Origin of the sequence: Azospirillum humicireducens (genome assembly GCF_001639105.2) — a bacterium.
Classification (GTDB): Bacteria; Pseudomonadota; Alphaproteobacteria; order Azospirillales; family Azospirillaceae; genus Azospirillum; species Azospirillum humicireducens.
Window position 1 is genome coordinate 1419679 of sequence record NZ_CP015285.1, and the last position, 18877, is coordinate 1438555.

The 18877-nt window shown below is 70.1% G+C and carries 12 protein-coding genes; 6 read left to right on the forward strand and 6 right to left on the reverse strand.

All coding sequences use genetic code 11. The annotated features are described in order from the left end of the window. Positions 1–54: 54 nt before the first annotated feature. The 4 genes from A6A40_RS06515 to A6A40_RS06530 all read left to right on the forward strand — a co-directional run bounded on the left by A6A40_RS06515 (position 55) and on the right by A6A40_RS06530 (position 4892). Positions 55–864 carry a TrmH family RNA methyltransferase gene (locus A6A40_RS06515; protein WP_236783756.1) on the forward strand — a complete coding sequence of 270 codons (810 nt, stop codon included), beginning with the start codon at positions 55–57 and terminating at the stop codon, positions 862–864. Beyond that, positions 861–3062, forward strand: coding sequence for a helicase-related protein (locus A6A40_RS06520; protein WP_063634675.1), 2202 nt, complete (start codon positions 861–863; stop codon positions 3060–3062). The genes A6A40_RS06515 and A6A40_RS06520 overlap by 4 nt, the downstream gene beginning before the upstream one ends. A 230-nt stretch (positions 3063–3292) precedes the next feature. Then, positions 3293–4582: an Nramp family divalent metal transporter gene (locus A6A40_RS06525; protein ID WP_063634676.1), complete on the forward strand. Its 1290-nt coding sequence runs from the start codon at positions 3293–3295 to the stop codon at positions 4580–4582. An 82-nt stretch (positions 4583–4664) separates the two neighbouring features. After that, entirely contained in the window at positions 4665–4892 is a 228-nt protein-coding gene (locus A6A40_RS06530) for a SlyX family protein (protein WP_063634677.1), read from the forward strand. A gap of 93 nt (positions 4893–4985) precedes the next feature. On the opposite strand, the gene A6A40_RS06535 is transcribed toward A6A40_RS06530, so the two are convergent. The 4 genes from A6A40_RS06535 to A6A40_RS06550 form a co-directional block, all read right to left on the reverse strand. Further along, entirely contained in the window at positions 4986–6455 is a 1470-nt protein-coding gene (locus A6A40_RS06535; RefSeq protein WP_063634678.1) for a multicopper oxidase family protein, read from the reverse strand. A gap of 81 nt (positions 6456–6536) precedes the next feature. Further along, positions 6537–6671, reverse strand: coding sequence for a hypothetical protein (locus A6A40_RS32110; RefSeq protein WP_257792284.1), 135 nt, complete (start codon positions 6669–6671; stop codon positions 6537–6539). A gap of 690 nt (positions 6672–7361) precedes the next feature. After that, a complete protein-coding gene (gene pbpC / locus A6A40_RS06545) occupies positions 7362–9416 on the reverse strand; it encodes a penicillin-binding protein 1C (RefSeq protein WP_063634679.1) in 2055 nt (684 codons plus the stop codon). Between the two features lie 33 nt (positions 9417–9449). Continuing rightward, positions 9450–14666: an alpha-2-macroglobulin family protein gene (locus tag A6A40_RS06550; protein ID WP_063634680.1), complete on the reverse strand. Its 5217-nt coding sequence runs from the start codon at positions 14664–14666 to the stop codon at positions 9450–9452. Positions 14667–14842: 176 nt separating this feature from the next. On the opposite strand from A6A40_RS06550, the gene A6A40_RS06555 reads away from it, so the two are divergent. Further along, positions 14843–15271, forward strand: coding sequence for a hypothetical protein (locus A6A40_RS06555; RefSeq protein WP_063634681.1), 429 nt, complete (start codon positions 14843–14845; stop codon positions 15269–15271). Positions 15272–15320: 49 nt separating this feature from the next. Then, positions 15321–16676, forward strand: a complete 1356-nt coding sequence (locus tag A6A40_RS06560) for a PepSY-associated TM helix domain-containing protein (RefSeq protein WP_063634682.1) — start codon at positions 15321–15323, stop codon at positions 16674–16676. Between the two features lie 12 nt (positions 16677–16688). Here the strand turns inward: A6A40_RS06560 and A6A40_RS06565 are convergent, their stop codons facing one another. Both A6A40_RS06565 and A6A40_RS06570 read right to left on the reverse strand, forming a co-directional pair. Next, positions 16689–17594 carry a LysR family transcriptional regulator gene (locus A6A40_RS06565; protein WP_063634683.1) on the reverse strand — a complete coding sequence of 302 codons (906 nt, stop codon included), beginning with the start codon at positions 17592–17594 and terminating at the stop codon, positions 16689–16691. Further along, on the reverse strand, positions 17591–18829 hold the full coding sequence (locus tag A6A40_RS06570) for a molybdopterin molybdotransferase MoeA (protein ID WP_063634684.1): 1239 nt from the start codon (positions 18827–18829) through the stop codon (positions 17591–17593). Before A6A40_RS06570 ends, A6A40_RS06565 begins: the two co-directional genes overlap by 4 nt. Positions 18830–18877: the final 48 nt, after the last annotated feature.

Consider the following 18877-nt stretch of genomic DNA (forward strand, 5'->3'; position numbering starts at 1 on the left):
AAGCCGCGCGCATATGCACTAATTAGGCGCACACCCCAGATGCCGAGCGTCCCCTTGCCCACCATCATCCCCATCACCGATCCCGAGGATCCGCGCATCGAGCCCTACCGCGACGTGCGGGAGCGCGATCTGGTCGGCCGTGACGGGTTGTTCATCGCCGAAGGGGCGGTGGTGGTGCGCAGCCTCCTCCAGTCCACCCGCACCCTTGCCCGCTCGCTGCTGATCGCAGAGAAACGGGCGGAGGCGCTGGAACCGATGCTGGCCGCCCTGCCCGCCGGCACGCCCGTCTACACGGCCACGCAGCCCGTGCTCGACCGCATCGCCGGCTTTCCCCTGCACCGCGGCATCCTGGCGGTGGGAGAGAGGATCGAGACGCCCGGCGCGGCCGACCTGCTGAGGGCCTGCGGCCCGGTTGCACGGGTGGTGATGCTGTTCGGTATCGGCAATCACGACAATATGGGGGGCATCTTCCGCAATGCCGCCGCCTTCGGTGCCGACGCGGTGATTCTCGATTCCGGCTGCTGCGATCCGCTCTACCGCAAGGCGATCCGTGTTTCGGTGGGGGCGACGCTGCTGGTGCCGACGGCGAAACTCGCCACCGACGAGGATCCGCTCGCCTTGCTCGACAGGTTTGGGTTCGAAGCGGTGGCGCTGAGCCCCGCCGGTGCCGAGACGCTGGCCGCCCTGACGCCACCGCGCCGCGCCGCCCTGCTGTTCGGCTCGGAGGGACCGGGCCTGCCGCCGGCCCTGCTGGCCCGCGCCCGCAGCGTGCGGATCCCGATGGCCGGCAGCTTCGATTCCCTAAACGTGGCGACCACCAGCGGCATCGTGCTGCACCACATCGCTTCCGGACAGGTTCCATGACAGACGATGCCAACACGACTGCGGCCGACCCGCATCTGGTCCACGACCTCGCCGTCGCCCATCCGGAGGTGACGACTCTGGGGGCCGCCGGCGTGCTGCGGATGCCCGATGCCGAGGCGCGCGGACTGGTGCCGCTGGGCCTGCCGCTGCCCAAGGGAAAGCGCGACCTGCTGGTGCCTGCAGAGCGGCGCGAGGCCATCCTGCTGGAGATCACCGGCCGCATCGACCGCGCCCATCGCCGCGACGCGCTGCTGGCGCAAGGAAGGCGGGCGCTTGCCGGTAGCCACACCGCGTTGCTGTCCTGCGAGGAGCGGACCCGCGTCCGCGCCGTGCGCAGCGACGAGTTGCCCTGGCCCGGCCTGTCGCCCGCGATCCGGCTGCAGGTGTCCAGGACCTTCGACGCACTGGAATTGTCGGACCTGTCGGATGCCGAACTGGCGGCGCGGCTCGACCATGACCCCGCATTGCGCGCTTCACTCGACGATGCGCTGTCCCATGTGGCGACCCGGCTGCGCGACTTGGCCGAGCGGGCTGGCGACGATCCCGATTGGGGCTTCGCCAGCCTCGCCGAGCGGTTGGGCAAGGCCGCCCGCAACCGCACCGATGCCGGCGAGTTGCTAGACCGCTGGGACCGCGAGTACGACCAGTGGCGCCGCGACCGGGCGGAGGCGCGCGGCCGGGCCTATGTCGACCGCCATTTCGACTTCTCCCGCTTCGAGCGGCTGTTTCCGGTGGCACGCGGCATGAACCGCCGGCTGGTGCTGGTGATCGGCCCGACCAACTCCGGCAAGACCCACCGCGCCATCACGGCCCTGCGCGAGGCGCGCGACGGCGTCTACCTCGCCCCGCTGCGCCTGCTGGCGCTGGAGGTGATGGAGCGGCTGAACGCCGAAGGCACCCCCACCACGCTCATCACCGGGGAGGAGGAGATCCGCACCCCCGGCGCCCGCCACACCGCCTCCACCATCGAGGTGATGGATCCCGACCGGCCGGTGGAAGTGGCGGTGATCGACGAGATCCAGATGCTGGCCGATCCGGCGCGCGGCTGGGCCTGGACCGCCGCGCTGATGGGTGTACCGGCTGAAACCGTCTACATCCTCGGCGCGCCCGAAGTTCGCCCGCTGGTGGAGCGTGCCGCCGCCCATCTCGGCGAAGCGCTGGAGGTGGTGGAACTGGACCGCAAGACCCCGCTGTCGATGCTCGACCGCCGGCTGGACTGGGCGGAGGTGGAGCGCGGCGACGCCCTGATCGCCTTCTCCCGCCGCGAGGTGCACAGCGTCCGCGACACGCTGCTGGCCCAGGGCCTGTCGGTCGCCGCCATCTATGGCGCGCTGGCCCCGGCGGTGCGGCGGCGCGAGGCGGCGCGCTTCCTGTCCGGGGAGGCTGACGTGGTGGTGGCGACCGATGCCATCGGCATGGGTCTCAATCTGCCCTGCCGCCGCGTGCTGTTCACCGCGCTGGAGAAGTACGATGGCAGCAGTGTCCGCCCGCTGACCGCGACGGAGGTCAAGCAGATCGCCGGCCGCGCTGGCCGCTTCGGCCAGTTCGAGGAGGGGCATTTCGGCGTCATCGCCCGCGGCACGCCCGCTACGCTGAAACGCCTGCTGGAGGCGACCGACCGCCGTCTGGGCGCCGACGCGCCCCTGCCGGTCCGCCCGACCCGCGCCATGCTTGCCCGACTGGCCTCCCACATCGACAGCGATGAGACGCGCCTGCTGGTGGAGTGCTTCGGCACCGCGGCCACCGCCGGGTCTCCCTTCCGGCTGGCCGACCTGTCCGCCCTGCGCCGCGCCGCGCCGATGCTGGATGCCCGGCGGCTGGCCCTGGCCGCCAAGCTGGAGCTGCTGCTCGCCCCCGCCGATCTGGAGGAGCCGGAAGACGCCAAGGTCTTCGCCGCCATTCTCGACGCGGTGGAGACGGGGGAGGTCCTGCCGCTCGCGCGCCTGATCCCGGCCCGGCTCGACGGGCTGACCGCCGATGTGCTGGAAGCGGCCTCCCGGACCTGCGACCTCTATTTCTGGGCGTCGCGCAAGTTTCCCGACTCCTTGCCCGACCGCGACCGGGTGCGCAGCGCCCGCGACGCCATCGGCCAACGTCTGTCGGAAACGCTGGCCTCCCGCGCCCGCCGCCGCGAGCCGCCGCCCGCCGCCGGCTTCCGCGGCGCTCCCCGCAAGCGCTTCGGTCCCCGCCGACGCTGAAAGGTGCGATCGGTTCCCGGCAAAATTCGTCCGCATGGCACTGCCGCACCGCGAACGAAGTGGCTATCCCGCTGTTCTGAACTGGACCTGCTCCGGCAGAGCCTCCATATCGATAGATATTCCCTATTGCGATGTTGCGTAGCATCGATTGGACACTATCAAACCGGTCGGTCATTCTTGCATCGGCGGTCAAGTCTCTGGCCGCCGAGGACCGTTCAGGAGCAACCGGCGTGAAGACCGCATCCCCCACCATCGACACCGGTATTCCCACCCGCATTCCTGCACCGGGGCGCCGGTTCTGGACCATGCTCGGCCCCGGATTCGTGGTGGCGGTCGGCTATATGGATCCGGGCAACTGGGCGACGGACATCGCGGCAGGGTCCAGCTTCGGCTTCGCGCTGCTGTCGGCGGTGCTGATCGCCAGCCTGGCCGGCATCTTCCTGCAGGGGCTGATTGTCCGGCTGACGCTGGCGACCGGAAAGGATCTGGCCCGGCTGATCCGCGACCGCTTTCCCCGCCCGGTGGCGATGGGGGTGTGGGCGGTGTCGGAACTGGCGATGATCGCCACCGATCTGGCCGAACTGCTGGGCAGCGCCATCGCGCTGAAGCTGCTGTTCGGCATCCCGATCATGGCCGGCGTGGTGATCTCCGCCGTGCTGACCTTCGGCATCCTGGCGCTGCCGGGTGCGCGGGGCCGAGCGCCCGAACTGGTCGTGGGCGCGCTGATGAGCGTGGTCGTCGTCTGCTTCGCCTGGGAATTGGTGATCACCCGCCCCGATCCCGGTGCCCTGCTGGCCGGGCTGGTTCCGACCATCGAGTTGGCCCGCGATCCGGAGATGCTGTACCTGTCGCTGGGCATCATCGGCGCCACCGTCATGCCGCACAACCTGTTCCTGCACTCCGGTCTGGTCCGCTCGCGGCTGGCCGAGGTGAAGACGGAGGAGGAGCGCCGGCAGGCCGCCCGCTGGCTGACCATCGACCTGTCGACCGCGCTGGCGCTGGCCGGTCTGGTCAACGGCTCCATCCTGGCAGTCGCCGCGGTCGCCTTCCAGGGCGTCACCACCGGCAGCACTCCCGGAATCGAGGATGCCCATGCCCTGCTGGGCAGCAGCATCGGCGGGGCCGCCGCGCTGGTCTTCGCCATCGCGCTGCTGGCCGCCGGCCAAAGCTCCACCACCACCGGCACCATGGCCGGGCAGATGGTGACCGAGGGCTTCCTGAACCTGCGCCTGCGCCCCGTCACCCGTGCCCTGATCACCCGCGGCGCCTCGCTGATCCCGGCGCTGGCGGTTCTGGGCAGCGCCGGCGATGGCGCGGTCGACGAGTTGCTGGTGCTGAGTCAGGTGGTTCTGGCCCTGACCCTGCCCTTCATCCTGATCCCGATGCTGTTGCTGCTGCGCAATGCCAAGCTGATGGGCGGGCTGGCGATGGCGCCGATGACCCTGCGGCTGGCGAGCCTGACCGTCCTGCTGCTGACCGGACTGTCCGGCTGGCTGGCCGGCACCACGGCGATGGCGTGAGCGGAAAGGCACCCTCGACCCGGAGCGGGGAATGGTCCATCTTGCGGCCCCTCCCCGTTCCTTCCCGTCTGACCGGTGCCCCATGGATCCCGCCCTCGAACAGCGTCTTATCGAAGAACGTCTGGCCGATCTCGAAAGCCGTCTCGCCCACCATGAGCGCATGGCCGAGGAGATGTCGGAAGTCATCTTCGCCCAGGGCCAGACCATCGACCGTCTGACCGCACAGTTGAAGCGCATGCGAGACCGGGTGGAGGCGGCGGAATACGCGATAGCTTCGCCGCAGGACGACCGCCCGCCGCCGCATTATTGAGGGGGAGACGCATTTCCGTGCCGCGTTAGACCCCAACCCCAACCCTCCCCCGCTGGGCGGGGGAGGATAGGTGGGGGTCTAACGCGGCAAGAATCATCCCACCCCCTCGACCACCACCTCCGTCATCATCCCCGTCGCCATGTGCAGCAGGTTGTGGCAGTGGAGCGGCCAGCGGCCGGGATTGTCGGCATCGAAGGCCACCGTCACGCTGCCCATCGTCGGCACCAGCACGGTGTCGCGCACCGCCCCCACCACCGGGCGGCCATCGATCGCCACCACCTGGAAATGATGGCCGTGCAGGTGCATGGGGTGCGCCATCATCGACGGGTTCTCGAAGGTCAGTTCCACCCGTTGGCCCTGACGCACCGTCAGCGGCGCGTGCGTGCCGAAGGTCCTGTCGTCCAGGCTCCAGACATAGGGCGTCATCGATCCGGTCAGCCGCACCCGCGCCGTCCGATCCGCCGCGCGGGTGCCGAGCGACTGTTCGGCGACGAGCCGCCGCTCCAGCGACAGGTCGAGCGCTTCGGTCGCGGCCTCTCCCTGCTCCGCCACCCGCTGCACAATGGCGCCGGGCGTCGCGAGCACGATGCCGGTCCGCTGCATCGCTCCTTCACGCAGGGCAAGGATCGGGAAGGCTCCGCCATCCGCGGGCAGGGTCAGCCGGATGTCGAGCCGCTGCCCCATGCTGATCCCGAACCGGTTGCCGATGACCGGATGCACCGGATTGCCGTCCGCCGCGACCACCTCACCTGTCAGGCGCCCCAGATCGAGATGGAAGGCGGTGGAGGTGGCGCCGTTGATCACCCGCAGCCGCACCCGACCGCCCCGCTCCACCCGGACCACCTCGGGGTCGGCAAGCGTGCGGTCGTTGGCGAGATAGGCGTCATACTCGACATCGTTCAAGTCCATCGCCATGCCGCCGTGGTTCATGGCGCCGTGCCCCATGGAGCCGTGGGAGCCATGTCCCATCTGGCCGTGGCCGCCATGCCCCGTCCCGCCGGCCGATCCTGTCAGCGAGGCCAAAACCTCGGCCGGATCGCGGAAGGTGAAGTCGTGCAGCAGGACGGTCACCTCCTGCTCGTCGGCACGGACGTCGTCGGGGCCTCGGACCACCAGCGGAGCGGCCATCAGCAGCTGCTCCTGCAACCCGTGATGGGAGTGCATCCAGTGCGTCCCCGTCCGCGGCGCAAAATCGTAGCTGGCGGAACCGCCGTCGCGGATGGTCGGGCGGTTGATGTCGGCCACGCCGTCCTGGGCATGGGGCGGCGTCTGGCCATGCCAGTGGATCACCGCCTCTTCCCCCGCCCGGTTGGCGAGATCGACCAGAAAGCGCCGTCCAGGGTCGAGGACGAGTCCATGCGTTCCGTCGGGCTGACGGATGCCGAACACGCTCGCCGCCTTGCCGTTCACATCGAGCGTGCGGCGCTCGATGGTCAGGCGGATGGGTCGATCCTTGGCCGGCGCGGCGGCCAGGACGGAGCGGGGAAAGGCGGGCAGCAGGGCGGCACAGCCGCCGGCCATCGCCGTCGACAGCAGACGGCGGCGCGAAAGCGCGAGAGTCATTGCGGACACCGGAAATTCGAATTGGGGGAAAGTGCCGAAGACACCGTCACGCCCCGAACGGGCGCGGACGGCGCGAACGCCTCATCCCAGCCGCGGTGGCGGCAGGTCAGGACGTACCCCCTGCCCCTCGCGCAGCGGTCCGGCGGGCCAGCCCGGCATCGACCTAGCCAGTTCCACCGGAGCCATCAGCCAGTCCACGGGTGGCGCCACGGCCATGAAGGCGCATGCCATGCCGCCGCAGCAGGGCTGCAGCACACCATGCGGACGGGATCCCTGCCGGACAGACCCTTCCGGGTGGTGAGGAGCGGAGCGGGCATCGTCGGTTTTCGCAACCGATTGCACATGGTGCTGCGCCATGGCCGCGGAAGAAGCGCCGGAGCCGTGCTGTGGGCATGCAGCGACGGCGGCCCCCTGCCACAGCAGCAGACAGAACATCGCCAGGGCCACTGCTCCCGCGATCCTCGTCAGCTTCCGCAGCCAGTCGGCGACGCAGAACGGCACCGCAATGCTCCCGCTCGTTACCAAGTCTTTTCAGATAGGCCCTCGGGCGGATGCGGTCAATCGCCGTCGACCGCCGGACAGCCCACCTACCCATTCGGTTCTAAGAGTTTTCCCGAGCATGGAACTGCAACACAGCGCGCCTATATTCGCGCTCACCCGAAACAACCCACCACCGTCGCGACCATGTCCGCCTCCGCCCGCACGGCCAACACCCCGCACACCGCGACCCGCCAGCTGCACTGCGCCTGCTGCGGCCGTCCGTTCGTCCGTCCGTCGACCCGGGGGCCGGCACCGCTCTATTGCTCGGTGGATTGCCAGAAGCAGATGCGGGTTCGCACGCGGGTATGGAGCCAGCGCGACGATGCCCCGTTTGGCCTGCGCCGCGCATCCTAAGACTTTCGTTTTTCAGCGGATCTCGACGGTCGCGCTGTCGCTGCGGCCGTCCGCGTCGAGCACTGTGACGCGAACCGGCCCAGGACCGTCCGGCCTCCACACCACCTCGCGCGCGATGGGCGATTGGGCGATGCGGCGACCATCGATCAGCCAGGACAGCGGCCTCCGCCCGCCGGTGGCGGTCAGCGTCATCGGCTCTCCCTTTCCGTCCGGCCCCAGCGCCTCCAGCACCATGTCGCTGACCGGAAAGGTCAGGCGCAGCCGGTCGGTCTGGCGCGGCCCGGCAATCTCGACATCGCCGGGCCGCAGGCGGCGCAGCAACTCCGGCGGCGATTCGTTGCGCACCGGGCCCGCGGGCCGTCCACGGTCGGCCGGAAGCCGGTCGAAGACCTCGAACAGCAGCGGTGCCGCGGTGTTGCGGCCGTAGTGGTCGGGACTGGGCGTACCGTCCGGACGGCCAACCCACACGCCGACCGTATAGCGCCCGGTCACGCCGAAGGCCCAGGCGTCGCGGAAGCCATAGCTGGTGCCGGTCTTGAGTGCCACCGGCCCGCTGCCGCGCAGTTCCTGCGCCTGCACCACGCCCGGCGGCGGCGGCGAGCCCTCCAGGATCGCCCGAACCTGCTGAGCTGCCGTGGCCGACAGCAACCGGTACTCCGCCCGATCGTCGTCGTCCCTGGTCATGCGCAACGGCGCAACCACCCCGTCACGGGCCAGCCCGCTGTAGAGCGCCGTCATGTCCCACAGGCTGATCGACGCCCCGCCCAAGGCCACCGGCAGGCCCGGCAGCGCCGTGCCATGGGGCAGCACCAGCCTTGTACCGGCCCGTCGCAATGCGTCGGCGAACCGCAGCGGCCCCACCCGGTCGAGCACCAGAACAGCCGGCACGTTCAGCGAGCGTTGCAGCGCCTCCATCACCGTCAGGTCGCCGGTGAAGCTGCGGTCGAAGTTGCGCGGCGCCCAGTCGCCGAAGCGGGTGGACACGTCGGCGATCTGGGTGAGCGGGTGGATGATGCCGTCGTCGAAGCCCAGCCCGTAGATGAAGGGCTTCAGCGCCGATCCGGGCGAGCGCACCGCCCGCACCATGTCGATGGGCCCCTGCCGCGTCTCGTCCAGCGCATTGGGGCTGCCGAGATAGGCCAGCACCGAGCGGTCACGGTTGTCCACCACCAGCACCGCCAGCCCGGCCTGCGGATTCAGCGTCTCCGCCGCCCGGCGGCCAAGGGCCTCGACCGCCTGTTGCAGGGTGCCGTCGATGGTGGTGGCGATCTCCGCCCGGCCGGGATCGGCGCTGCGCAGCCGGTCGGCCAGATGCGGGGCGGATGCCGGCAAGGACAGGCGCGCCGACGGCACCGGCAGCGACTTCGCCTCCGCGACCGCCTTGGGCGACAGCGCGCTCACCTCCGCCACACGGTCGAGAACCTTGTCGCGTGCCGCCTGCGCCCGCTCCGGATAGCGGTCCGGCCGCAGCCGCGAGGGCGATTGCGGCAGCGAAACCAGCAGCGCAGCCTCCGCCGCATCCAACTCCACCGGCGACTTGCCCAACAGCATGAGGGAGGCCGCGCGAATCCCCTCGATGTTGCCGCCATAGGGGGCGAGCGTCAGATACATGCCGAGGATCTCGCGCTTGCTGAACCGCCATTCCAGCTGCGCCGCCCGCGCCGCCTCGATCAGCTTGGCGGAAAGGGTGCGCGGGCGTGGCTCCAGAAGACGGGCGACCTGCATGGTGATGGTGGAGGCGCCGGAGACCACCCGCCCCGCCCCCAGATTCTGCGCCGCCGCCCGCAGCACCGCCAGCGGATCGACGCCGGCATGGCTCTCGAAGCGCCGGTCCTCATAGGCCAGCAGAAGCTCGACGAAGAGGGGGGAGACATCCTCCACCGTCGCCGGCAGCCGCCATGCGCCGACGGCGTTGGTGAAGACGCGCAGCGGCTGGCCCTTGCGGTCGGTGACCGTCACCGACAGGTCGGCCAGCCGGTCCAGCGGCGGCGGGAACAGCCGGTCGAGCAGCAGCGCCGTTCCCAGCAGGGTGGCGACGACTGCCGCCGCCAGCCCCGCCCGCCTCATCCAAACGTTACGCACCCAAGCCCACGCCAATCGTCACTCCGCCGGATGGACCGTGATCCGCCCGGTGGTCTGGCGGGCGAAGAAGCGCGGCTTGTACATGTCCTCGACCGTCGCACCGGGCAGTTCATAGGTGCCGGGGGTGATGGCGCGGACGATGAAGGCCAGCTTGAAGCTCTGCTGGTCCTCCGTCAGGTCCACCGCGGCGACATAGCGGTCGTCGCGCGCCTCGGTCGTGCGGGTGTAGGTCAGCTCGCCCAGCCACGTCATCTCCTCCGGCGTGCCGCCGCCCAGCTTGGCGTTCTCGATCTCCCAGCCGGCGGGCAGCGCGTGGGTCACCATGCCCTGGTGGAACAGCTTGGTGTTGGCCTCGCCCTCCAGCACGACGACGAACACGTCATTCTGCTTGATGGTGTCGAGGTTCAGCACCTCGCCCTTGCGGGTGAAGAAGTTGCGCTTGATGCGCAGCCCTTCGCGCGCCGCCGGCTGCGGCGCCACCGGCACGCCGGACAGCGATACCGCCTGCCACACCGCCGCCTTGCCGGAATTGGCGACCGGGATGCCGGCCTTCAGCTGGGCCAGCGTCGGGGTCAAGTCGACCCGCGATCCGTCTCGCCGCGTACCGCCCAGCGTCACTTCCACCTTGGCCGGCGCACCGCGCAGCAGCGCGTCGGCGGCCAGGACCGACCATGCCTTTTCCTGCGTGTTGGTGCGGTTGGCAGCGGTGGCCGAGGCGGGCAGCCGGTCGATCAGGGCCGGAAGGCGGTTGCCCGCCATGTTGACCTCGGTCATCAGCGCCACCAGCGCCGCGGCATCGCGGACGGTGGAACCGTAATCGACATGCCACTCCTCGCGCGCCAGATGACCGACCGCACTGTCGAAGGCGCTGGCCGCCCGCTCCTGGTCGCCCATACGGGCCAGCGCCGCCCCCAGCTGCCCCTTGGCGAGCGGCGTCGGCAGCTTTTTCAGCGCGGTGTCGTGCAGGTAGCGCGCCGGTCCCGGCAGCGACACCCCGGCCAGCGCCAGCGTGTGCAGGGCATAGGCGCGCACCGCCAGATCAGCCGGCTCCGACGCGCTGGCGATGGCGCGCTGGCGCAGCCAGTTCAGGGCGTCGGTCAGCGGCTTGTCGGGAACCGCCTCGCCCTTCTGCTTGGCGCGGACCAGGAACTCGGCGGCATAGGCGGTCAGCCAGCCGTCGGCCTCGTCCTGGGCGCCCCACAGACCGAAGGCGCCGTCGAAGCGCTGCTTGTCCAGCGTGCGGGAGATCGCCTGCTGGACCCGCGCTTCCAGCCCGTCGTCCGGCTTGCGGTCCTTGCCGAGCGCCAGTTCCACGTCGCGCACCACCAGCAGCGGCAGGGCGCGGCTGACCGTCTGCTCAAGGCAACCATAGGGATAGCGGTCGAGTGCCCGCAGGATGCCGCCGACGTCGAAGGGCGGTGCCGTGGTGAAGCTGGCCGACCAGCTGGTCGTACCCGGCAGGTAGGTCGCGAGATCGGCCCCGTCGAAGCGGATGCTCTCGCCCGGTGCGATCTGACGGGTGACGAACTGGGTCTCCACCGCGCGGGCCGGGCGGACGGTGATGCCGTACTCGTGGTTCAGCGCCAGATTTTCCGGCCCCTTCACCGCCACGGCGACATGGCCGATGCCGGCGGCAATGCCCTTCAGCGGCACGATCAGCGTCTTGCGCTCGCCTTTCGCCAGCGGGACGGAGAGGTTTCCGCCCTCAACCGCCACCGCGTCCTGGGCGGTCACGGCGACCTCATAGGTGCCGGCCGCCGCCTCGACATTGTGGAGCGACAGGGTGACGCGGCTGTCGTCGCCGGGGGCGAGGAAGCGCGGCAGGATGGCGTCGGCCACCAGCGGGTCGCGCACCGTCACCGGGCCGGCGGCGGAGCCGACGCGGCCACGGCTGTAGGCCACCGCCATCAGCCGAAGCTCGCCGTTGAAGTCGGGCACGTCGAAGCCGATGCGGGCGGTGCCGTCGGCCCCCACCTTCACCGGCCCATGGAACAGCGAGACGACGGTGAAGGGCACAACCGGCAGACCGGCGCCGCTGGAATCGCCGCCCTGGCGCATGGCGCCATAGGGGCCGTCGAGCGGGTCGATCAGCCGGCCGTAATCGTCGCGGATGTCCAGCCCCAGCCGGCGCTTGCCGAAATAATGCTTCTCCGGCTGCGGGCTGGCGAAGTCGGTCAGGCGCAGGATGCCCTCGTCCACCGCGGCCAGCGTGACATAGGTGTCCTCGATCTTCCCGCCATCGGCGGCGGCGACCTTCACCCCGACCTCCAGCCGGCTGCGCGGGCGCATCACCTGCGGCGCGTCGAGCGTGACGTTCAGGCTGCGCACCGACGGATCGACGCCGACCCAGGCGACGCCCATGGCGCGCACCGGTTGGCGCTCCCGCCCCTTGACTGGGGGACGATAGGCAGTGGCGGTGACATAGGCGCCCGGCCCCCAGGCGGCATCGACCGGGATTTCCACCGTCGCCCCTTCGGCCGGAACCGAAATGGTGCGCACGTCGAAGATGCGGTCGGTCGCCACCGTCACCAGCAGCTCGCCGGCGAAGGGCGGTGCCACGCGGATGCGGGCGGTGTCACCGGGCTTGTAGGACTGCTTGTCGGTGGAGACCTCCAGCTTGTCCGGGATGTCGGCGGTCTCGTCGCCGCTGGCCCAGCCGGAATAGAAGCGGTAGGAGCTGGCGACGCCCGCCGCCTTGTCGGTCACCTCCAGCCGGTAGCGGCCGAAGTCGCGCTTGCCCAGCGCCACCAGCGCCGGCTTGTCGGCGCCGACATCGACGCTGCCGGATGCCAGCGGGATGTCACGCACCGTGGCGTTGTAGCTGTAGCGTCCGTCACGGCGGAACCAGACGAAGGAGACCCGCTCCTCCACCAGTTCCCACCTGATGCCGGGCTTGGCGACGGCGCTGCCGTCCGGCGCTACGGCGACGAGGTCGAAAGCGGCCTCCGCCCCCTCGCCGATGCGGCCGTCGGAGAAGCGCGGGCGCAGGCCCAGCGCATGGGTCTTGGGCCGCACCGGCACGCTGACCGACTTGTGGACCGGGCGCCCGCCCGGCTCCGACAGGGTGACGCGGATGTCGGCGCGCAGCGGCTTGCTGGTGTCCGGCACCTCCGGCAGCGTCACCGCGATGTGCGAGACGCCCTGCTCGTCGGTGGTCGGGAACTCCAGCGGGTCGAGCCGCTCGGTCGGGTTGTCCTGCACGCGCCCGAAGCGATAGTCCTTGAAGGCCGGATAGGGCATCGGGTCGGTCTTCAGCGCCACCTCGGCGGTGCCCTCCAGCCCGGCGGCCGGCGGGCCGTAGAGGAAGCGGCCCTGCGCCGTCACCTCGAAGGGCTGGCCCGGCACCAGGATCGGCGCGCTGGCCGTCACGTCGAGCGCCAGCTTGATCGGCACGAAATCCTCGACCTGGAAGGAGCCGCGGCCGATCGGCTCGCCTTTCGGGTCGCTGTAGACCTGGACCTCCCAGCCGCCGAGCGGCGCGGTGCGGGTCAGGGTCAGCGGCAGGAAGAAGCCGCCGGCCTCCTGGCCCTTCAGCGCGCCGCTGTAATATTCGGTGCCGCTGGGACGCAGGACCTTCACCGTCAACGGGAAATTGTCGACCGCCTCGGTCTTGTCGTCGCGCAGCAGGATCGACAGGTTCACCGTCTCGCCCTGGCGGTAGACGCCGCGGTCGGCATAGACGAAGGCGTCCATCGGCCCCGGCGCCGGACGCCCGCCGACCCCGCGGTCGCTGAGGTCGAAGGCGGCGCCGGTCAGATCCTGCATGGCGAAATCGGTGCCGAGATAGGCCATCGCCATCTCGGGCGCGTTGCCGCCGGTCTTCAACAGGCCGGGGGCGAAGCGGGCGCGGCCGAACTCGTCGGTCTTGACGCGGGCCAGTTCGGTGTTGTTGCGGGCGACCAGGGCGACATCGACCCCCGGCAGCGGCTTGGCCGTGCCGAAGGAGCGGGCGAAGACGGTCAGCCCGTCGGCGCCGCGGAAGCTGGTCAGGCCGATGTCGGACAGCAGCACCCACTGGGTCGCCAGCGCATCCCAGCGGTCGGACTCCTCCACGTCGTGCGGGCGGGCGGTGACGACATAGAGGCCGGCCTTGGGATCGTCGCCGACGGCCTGGCGGAACGGGATCGCCGCGGTGGTGTCGCGGTTGCGCTCCCCTTTCACCTCCAGCGAGCCGGACCACACCAGCTCGCCATTCTCCTGGGCGAGCCGGTCGGCGGAATAGCTGGTCAGCTCGTTGAAGATGTTGCCTTCATACTTGTTGGAGACCAGGGCGCGGTCGGCGATGCGGTAGACCGACACGTCGAGCCGGTCGGTGTTGACGCTGACCACCGGGATGCCGTCGGCCCCCTTGCGCGGCAGGATGTAGGCGGAGCCGCGGAAGGCCGCCATCGACGGCCGGTCGGGCACGCGCACGCGCTGCGTCTCGTCGGCCTTCAGGTTCACCCCGTCCTCGCCGGGCAGACCCTGGCGCAGGGTGACGGTGTAGCCGGAACCATGGGTGACGCCGCGCAGGCACAGGCTGTTCTCCCGCGCTTCGAGCGCGGTCTTGGTCGGCGGCTCCACCCGGACGTAATCGTCGAAGCGCACGCCCTGCTTGCCGCTCAGCCGATCGGAGAATTGAAAGCAGACGCGCGGGCTGCTGCCCTCGGCGTTGACGGTGACGCCGGTCATCGCCAGCCCGGCCTTGCGGCGCATGGCGACGAACCGCTCCTCCAGCTTCGGCGCCTGGGTGTCGAGGGTGGCGGCCTCCAGCTTCGGCGCCAGTTCGCGGATCGCCTTCAGCGCCTTCACCGCCTCGTCGGGCTTGCCGAACGCCTCGTCCATCAAGGTGGCGATGCGCCAGAGGATGGCGACACGCTCCTCGTCCTTCGGGTTGAACTGGCCGGCCATGACGGCGCTCTGCAACGCGCGATCCTTGTTGGGCGGAGTCGCCGCCATCCAGGCCGCGCTCAGCTCCAGCCAGACCGACGGCGAGCCGCCGCCCTGGGTGATCGTCTTCTCATAGGCCTGGATGGCGCCGGCCATGTCCTTGCGGTCGCGGGCGGCGCGCGCCTGCTTCAGCAAGTCGGCGATCACCTGCGGCTTCGGCTGCGGCGGCGATTTCAACAGCAGCCCGTTGGCATAGGCAGTGCCATCGGACAGCGCCCCCGGCGGCGTGTAGTCGGCCCGGACCGGACCGGCCGCGACGGCCATAACCACCAGGACACAGAGCAGCGTCAAAAGCCGTGCCATCATATCGCCTTACCACCGGAAACGGGACGCTCCGTTTATAGCGCCGATAATCGGATGCTGGCGATATGGCGAACCGCCGATGCACCTTTCGGCCGTAGGGTGAACTCACGGCGCTTGTTCGCCTGTCGCGGATCGGGTAACGATCCCGACCATCTGATCTGCGAGACGGTCGCAACGGGATGCTGGCTTATTGCCGCGGACTGCAGGAACGGTGGGGGCTGGCGCTTGCACTCGCGCTGGCGCTGAGCCTTTTCGTCCGCATCGCCGCTCCCGCCGCCGGCGCCGCCGACCGCGACGGCTATGTCGCCATCTGCACCGGCAGCGAGATCGTCTATCTTCCGGTCGACCGGGACGGCGTTCCCCTGCGGGACAGTGTCCCCCTGACGGATGCCGACGGCACCGACACGCAAAAGCTGTCCCCGCTGCATCTGCCTTGCAGCTGGCTCGGTCACTATGTCGCTCTGCTGCCGGCCTTCCAGATGCCGGTCATGCCGCATGCGATCCTGCTGTCCGCGGAGCTGCCGAAGCCCGACGGGCTCTTCCATCCCAAGGAGCGGAAGCCCTTCCAGTCCCAGGCCCCGCCATCCGGTCGTCAGCCGAAGCACTGAACTGCCTGAACTCCGGGCAATCCGCACTGCGACGACCGAATGGAAAATCATGACTGGACCCTTGCAAGGCGGAGCCATCGGCTCTGCCCTTTACCGCGCGCTGTGGCGCTGGCATTTCTTTGCCGGCCTGATCTGCGCCCCCATCGTCATCCTGCTGTCCGTCACCGGCGCCATCTATCTGTTCAAGGATGAGATCAACGACAGGCTGCACCGCGACCTGCGCATCGTCGCACCCCAAACGACCGAGCGGCTCGCGCCGTCCGCCCTGGTGGCGAAGGCGCTTGAAGCCCATCCCGGCACGCTGAAGGGCTACGCCCCGCCCGCCGCGCCCGACCGTCCCGCCGAGGTCAAGATCGTCGGCACCGACGGGCTGAAGGATGTCGTCTATGTCGATCCCTATGACGGCCGGGTGCTGGGCAGCCTGTGGGATGGCAGCTCCGCCGGATCGCCCACCATGTATGTCGTGCGCAAGCTGCACAGCCTGGAATATGTCGGCTGGTTCGCCGAACGCATCGTCGAAGGCGTCGCCGGCTGGATGGTGCTGATGACCGCCTCCGGCATCTACCTGTGGTGGCCGCGCGGCCAGAAGGGCGGTGTCGTGACCGTCCGCGGCCGGCCGGGGAAACGGATGTTCTGGCGCGACCTCCACGCCGTTACCGGCATCTTCGTCAGCATCTTCATCGTCTTTCTGGCAATGACCGGCCTGCCATGGTCGGGATATTGGGGCAAGCAGTTCTACAGCGCCGCCTATGCGGTCGGCATGGGCATGCCGGACGGCTATTGGGACAAATATCCGGTCTCCACCGTGCCGCTGAAGGACACCATCGACCGCGCCCCCTGGATCGTCGAGAATCAGCCGACACCACTGTCCAAGACGGCATCCGGCGTTCCCGCGAAGCTGGACGACGTGGTGCGGACAGTCGATGGGCTGGGAATGGAACCGGGCTACGCCATCGTCATTCCGACCAAGCCGGACGGCGTTTTCACGGCATCGGTCTATCCCGACGACATCACAAAGGAGCGCGTCGTCCATCTGGACCAATATACCGGCAAGCCGCTGTTCGACATGCAGCTGAAGGACCTCGGCCTGTTCGGCCGTCTGGCCGAATGGGGGGTCAGCATTCACATGGGCCAGGCCTTCGGACTTGCGAACCAGCTGGTCCTGCTCGCCGCGCTGGTGGCGATGGTGGGGTTGACGATGTCGGGGGTGGTGATGTGGTGGAAGCGGCGACCGGCGGGCAGCCTGGGCGCGCCGCGGCTGCCGGCGGGAACCACCGTGCCGAAGGGGCTGATCGTCATCGCAATCGCAGGCGGACTCTTCTTCCCGATGGTGGGCATCTCGATGCTGGCCTTCGCCGCAATCGAGGCCGCCGCCTTTGGTGCCCGGAGGTTGCGGACAGCCTGATTCGCAACCCCGTCAGCACGAAGCCGACGCCGGTCCGCCATTCAGCGCGGATCGAACGAACGCCCGTTCGGCCAGGCTGCGGTGGCGGTCCCGGTGGCGCAGCAGATGGAAGGGCCGGGCCGGCAGGTCCAGCCCCTCCAGCGCGACGATGCGTCCGGACGCCAGATCGTCGGCCACGATCAGGTCGGACAGAATGCTGGCACCGATCCCGGCGAGCAGGGCGGCCCGGATCATCCCGCCCCCCGGCAGGGTCATGGCGACATCCAGCCCATCCGGCTCGACCCCCACGCCGCGCATCGCCGTCTCGAACAGCGCGCGCGTGCCGGAACCGGGCTCGCGCAAGATCCAGCGCCCGGCCGCCAGCATTTCCCGGTCCACCCGCCCCCGCCCCGCCCAGGGATGCGAGGCGCCTACCACCAGACGCAGCCGGTCGCCCTCGATCGGTTCGCTGCACAGCGCCGAATCGGCCACCGCTCCCTCGGCGACGCCCAATTCGGCTCGTCCGTCGCGCACCGCTTCGGCAACCTGTTCGGTGTTGCCGATGGACAGATCCACGCGGATGCCCGGATAGGCGTCGGCGAAGCGCAGCAGCCGCTGCGGCAGCCAATGATTGCCGACCGTCTGGCTGGCCGCCAGCCGCAAGGAACCGCGCGACAGCCCCGACAGCTCGGCAAGCATGGTCGCGGCCTCTTCGACCTTCATCAGAATGGCGCGGGCCTGACCGTGCAGCACTTGGCCGGCGGCGGTCAGTTCCACCCGGCGTCCGATGCGGTCGAACAGACGCAGGCCATGTTCCGCCTCCAGCGCGGCGATGGCGGCACTGACCGCCGGCTGCGACAGGTGAAGAACCTCCGCCGCCCGTGTGAAGTGCAGCATCTCCGCCACCGTGGCGAAGATGCGCAGCTGCTCCAGCGTCACGCGAACAGACCGGTGAAGGGCAGGAAGTCCACCAGATCGCCGGGCCGCACGGCGGTGGCCTCGGCCGGCATGTCGACCAGCCCGTCGGCCTCCACCATCGAGGTCAGCACGCCGGAGCTGTTGCTGGGGAACTTCACCGCGACCGGGCGGCCATCCGCGCCACGTTCCAGCCGGGCGCGGAGGAACTCGCGGCGTCCCGGCTTCTTGGTGAAGGTGAAGTCGGCGACCACCAGACTGCGCGGCGTGGCGATGCTGCTGGCCCCGGACAGGCGCAGAACGAGCGGCCGGCCGACCAGCAGGAAGGTCACCATCGCCGACACCGGATTGCCGGGCAGCCCCAGGAACGGCGTATCGCCGACCCGGCCCAGCGCCAGCGGCTTGCCCGGCTTGATCGCCAGCGTCCACAGGTCGATGGAGCCGAGCGCGTTGACCGCCGCCTTGACATGGTCCTCCTCGCCCACCGACACGCCGCCGCTGGTCACGATCAGGTCGGCGGTGCCGGCGGCCTCGGCCAGGGCGGCGCGGGTGGCATCCGGCCGGTCGGGCAGGATGCCGAGGTCGCGCACCTCCACCCCCAGCGCATCGAGCTGGGCCGCCAGCGTATAGCGGTTGGCGTCATAGATGGCATGGTCGGGCTTCGGCGTCCCCGGCTCCCGCAGCTCGTCGCCGGTGGAGAACAGCACGACCGTCAGCCGCTTGCGCACCGTCAGGCCGGAACGGCCGACCGCGGCGGCGAGCCCCACCTCCTGCGCGCGCATCCGCTGGCCGGGGTGCAGCACGACGGCGCCGGCCATCATGTCCTCTCCGGCGGAACGGACGTTGGAGCCGCGCTTCAGCGAAGCCGGGACCAGAACCGCGTCTCCATCGGTCCGGCAGTCCTCCTGCATCGCCACGGTGTCGACACCGACCGGTACCGGCGCACCGGTGAAGATGCGCACCGCCTGCCCCGGCCCGACGGTTCCCTCGAACCTGGAGCCCGCAGGCACGCGCCCGACGATGTCGAGGCGCCGGAACCCCTCGCCGGCAGCGGCGGCATAGGCCCAACCATCCATGGCGGACACGTCGGCCGGAGGCACGTTAACCGGGGCCGCCACCTCCTCAGCCAGCACGCGGCCGAGCGCCTGACGCAGCGGCACCTCCTCCGTCCCTGTCACGGCGCCATACCCCTGCGCGACGCGCGTGACCGCCTCGTCCAGCGACAGGGGGGTGGGGCCGTGTGCGGAGCAATCGTCCATGGTCTCGATGTCCTTGATTGAGGTGTTCCGGATGGGAGCTGGCGGCAA

Bases quoted from the DNA above. Each gene is read 5' to 3' on its own strand.
- A6A40_RS06520 (WP_063634675.1), top strand. From the start codon at position 861: ATGACAGACGATGCCAACACGACTGCGGCCGACCCGCATCTGGTCCAC.
- A6A40_RS06530 (WP_063634677.1), top strand. From the start codon at position 4,665: ATGGATCCCGCCCTCGAACAGCGTCTTATCGAAGAACGTCTGGCCGAT.
- A6A40_RS06535 (WP_063634678.1), bottom strand. From the start codon at position 6,455: ATGACTCTCGCGCTTTCGCGCCGCCGTCTGCTGTCGACGGCGATGGCC.
- A6A40_RS32110 (WP_257792284.1), bottom strand. From the start codon at position 6,671: ATGGCCGTGGCGCCACCCGTGGACTGGCTGATGGCTCCGGTGGAACTG.
- pbpC (WP_063634679.1), bottom strand. From the start codon at position 9,416: ATGAGGCGGGCGGGGCTGGCGGCGGCAGTCGTCGCCACCCTGCTGGGA.
- A6A40_RS06550 (WP_063634680.1), bottom strand. From the start codon at position 14,666: ATGATGGCACGGCTTTTGACGCTGCTCTGTGTCCTGGTGGTTATGGCC.
- A6A40_RS06555 (WP_063634681.1), top strand. From the start codon at position 14,843: ATGCTGGCTTATTGCCGCGGACTGCAGGAACGGTGGGGGCTGGCGCTT.
- A6A40_RS06560 (WP_063634682.1), top strand. From the start codon at position 15,321: ATGACTGGACCCTTGCAAGGCGGAGCCATCGGCTCTGCCCTTTACCGC.
- A6A40_RS06570 (WP_063634684.1), bottom strand. From the start codon at position 18,829: ATGGACGATTGCTCCGCACACGGCCCCACCCCCCTGTCGCTGGACGAG.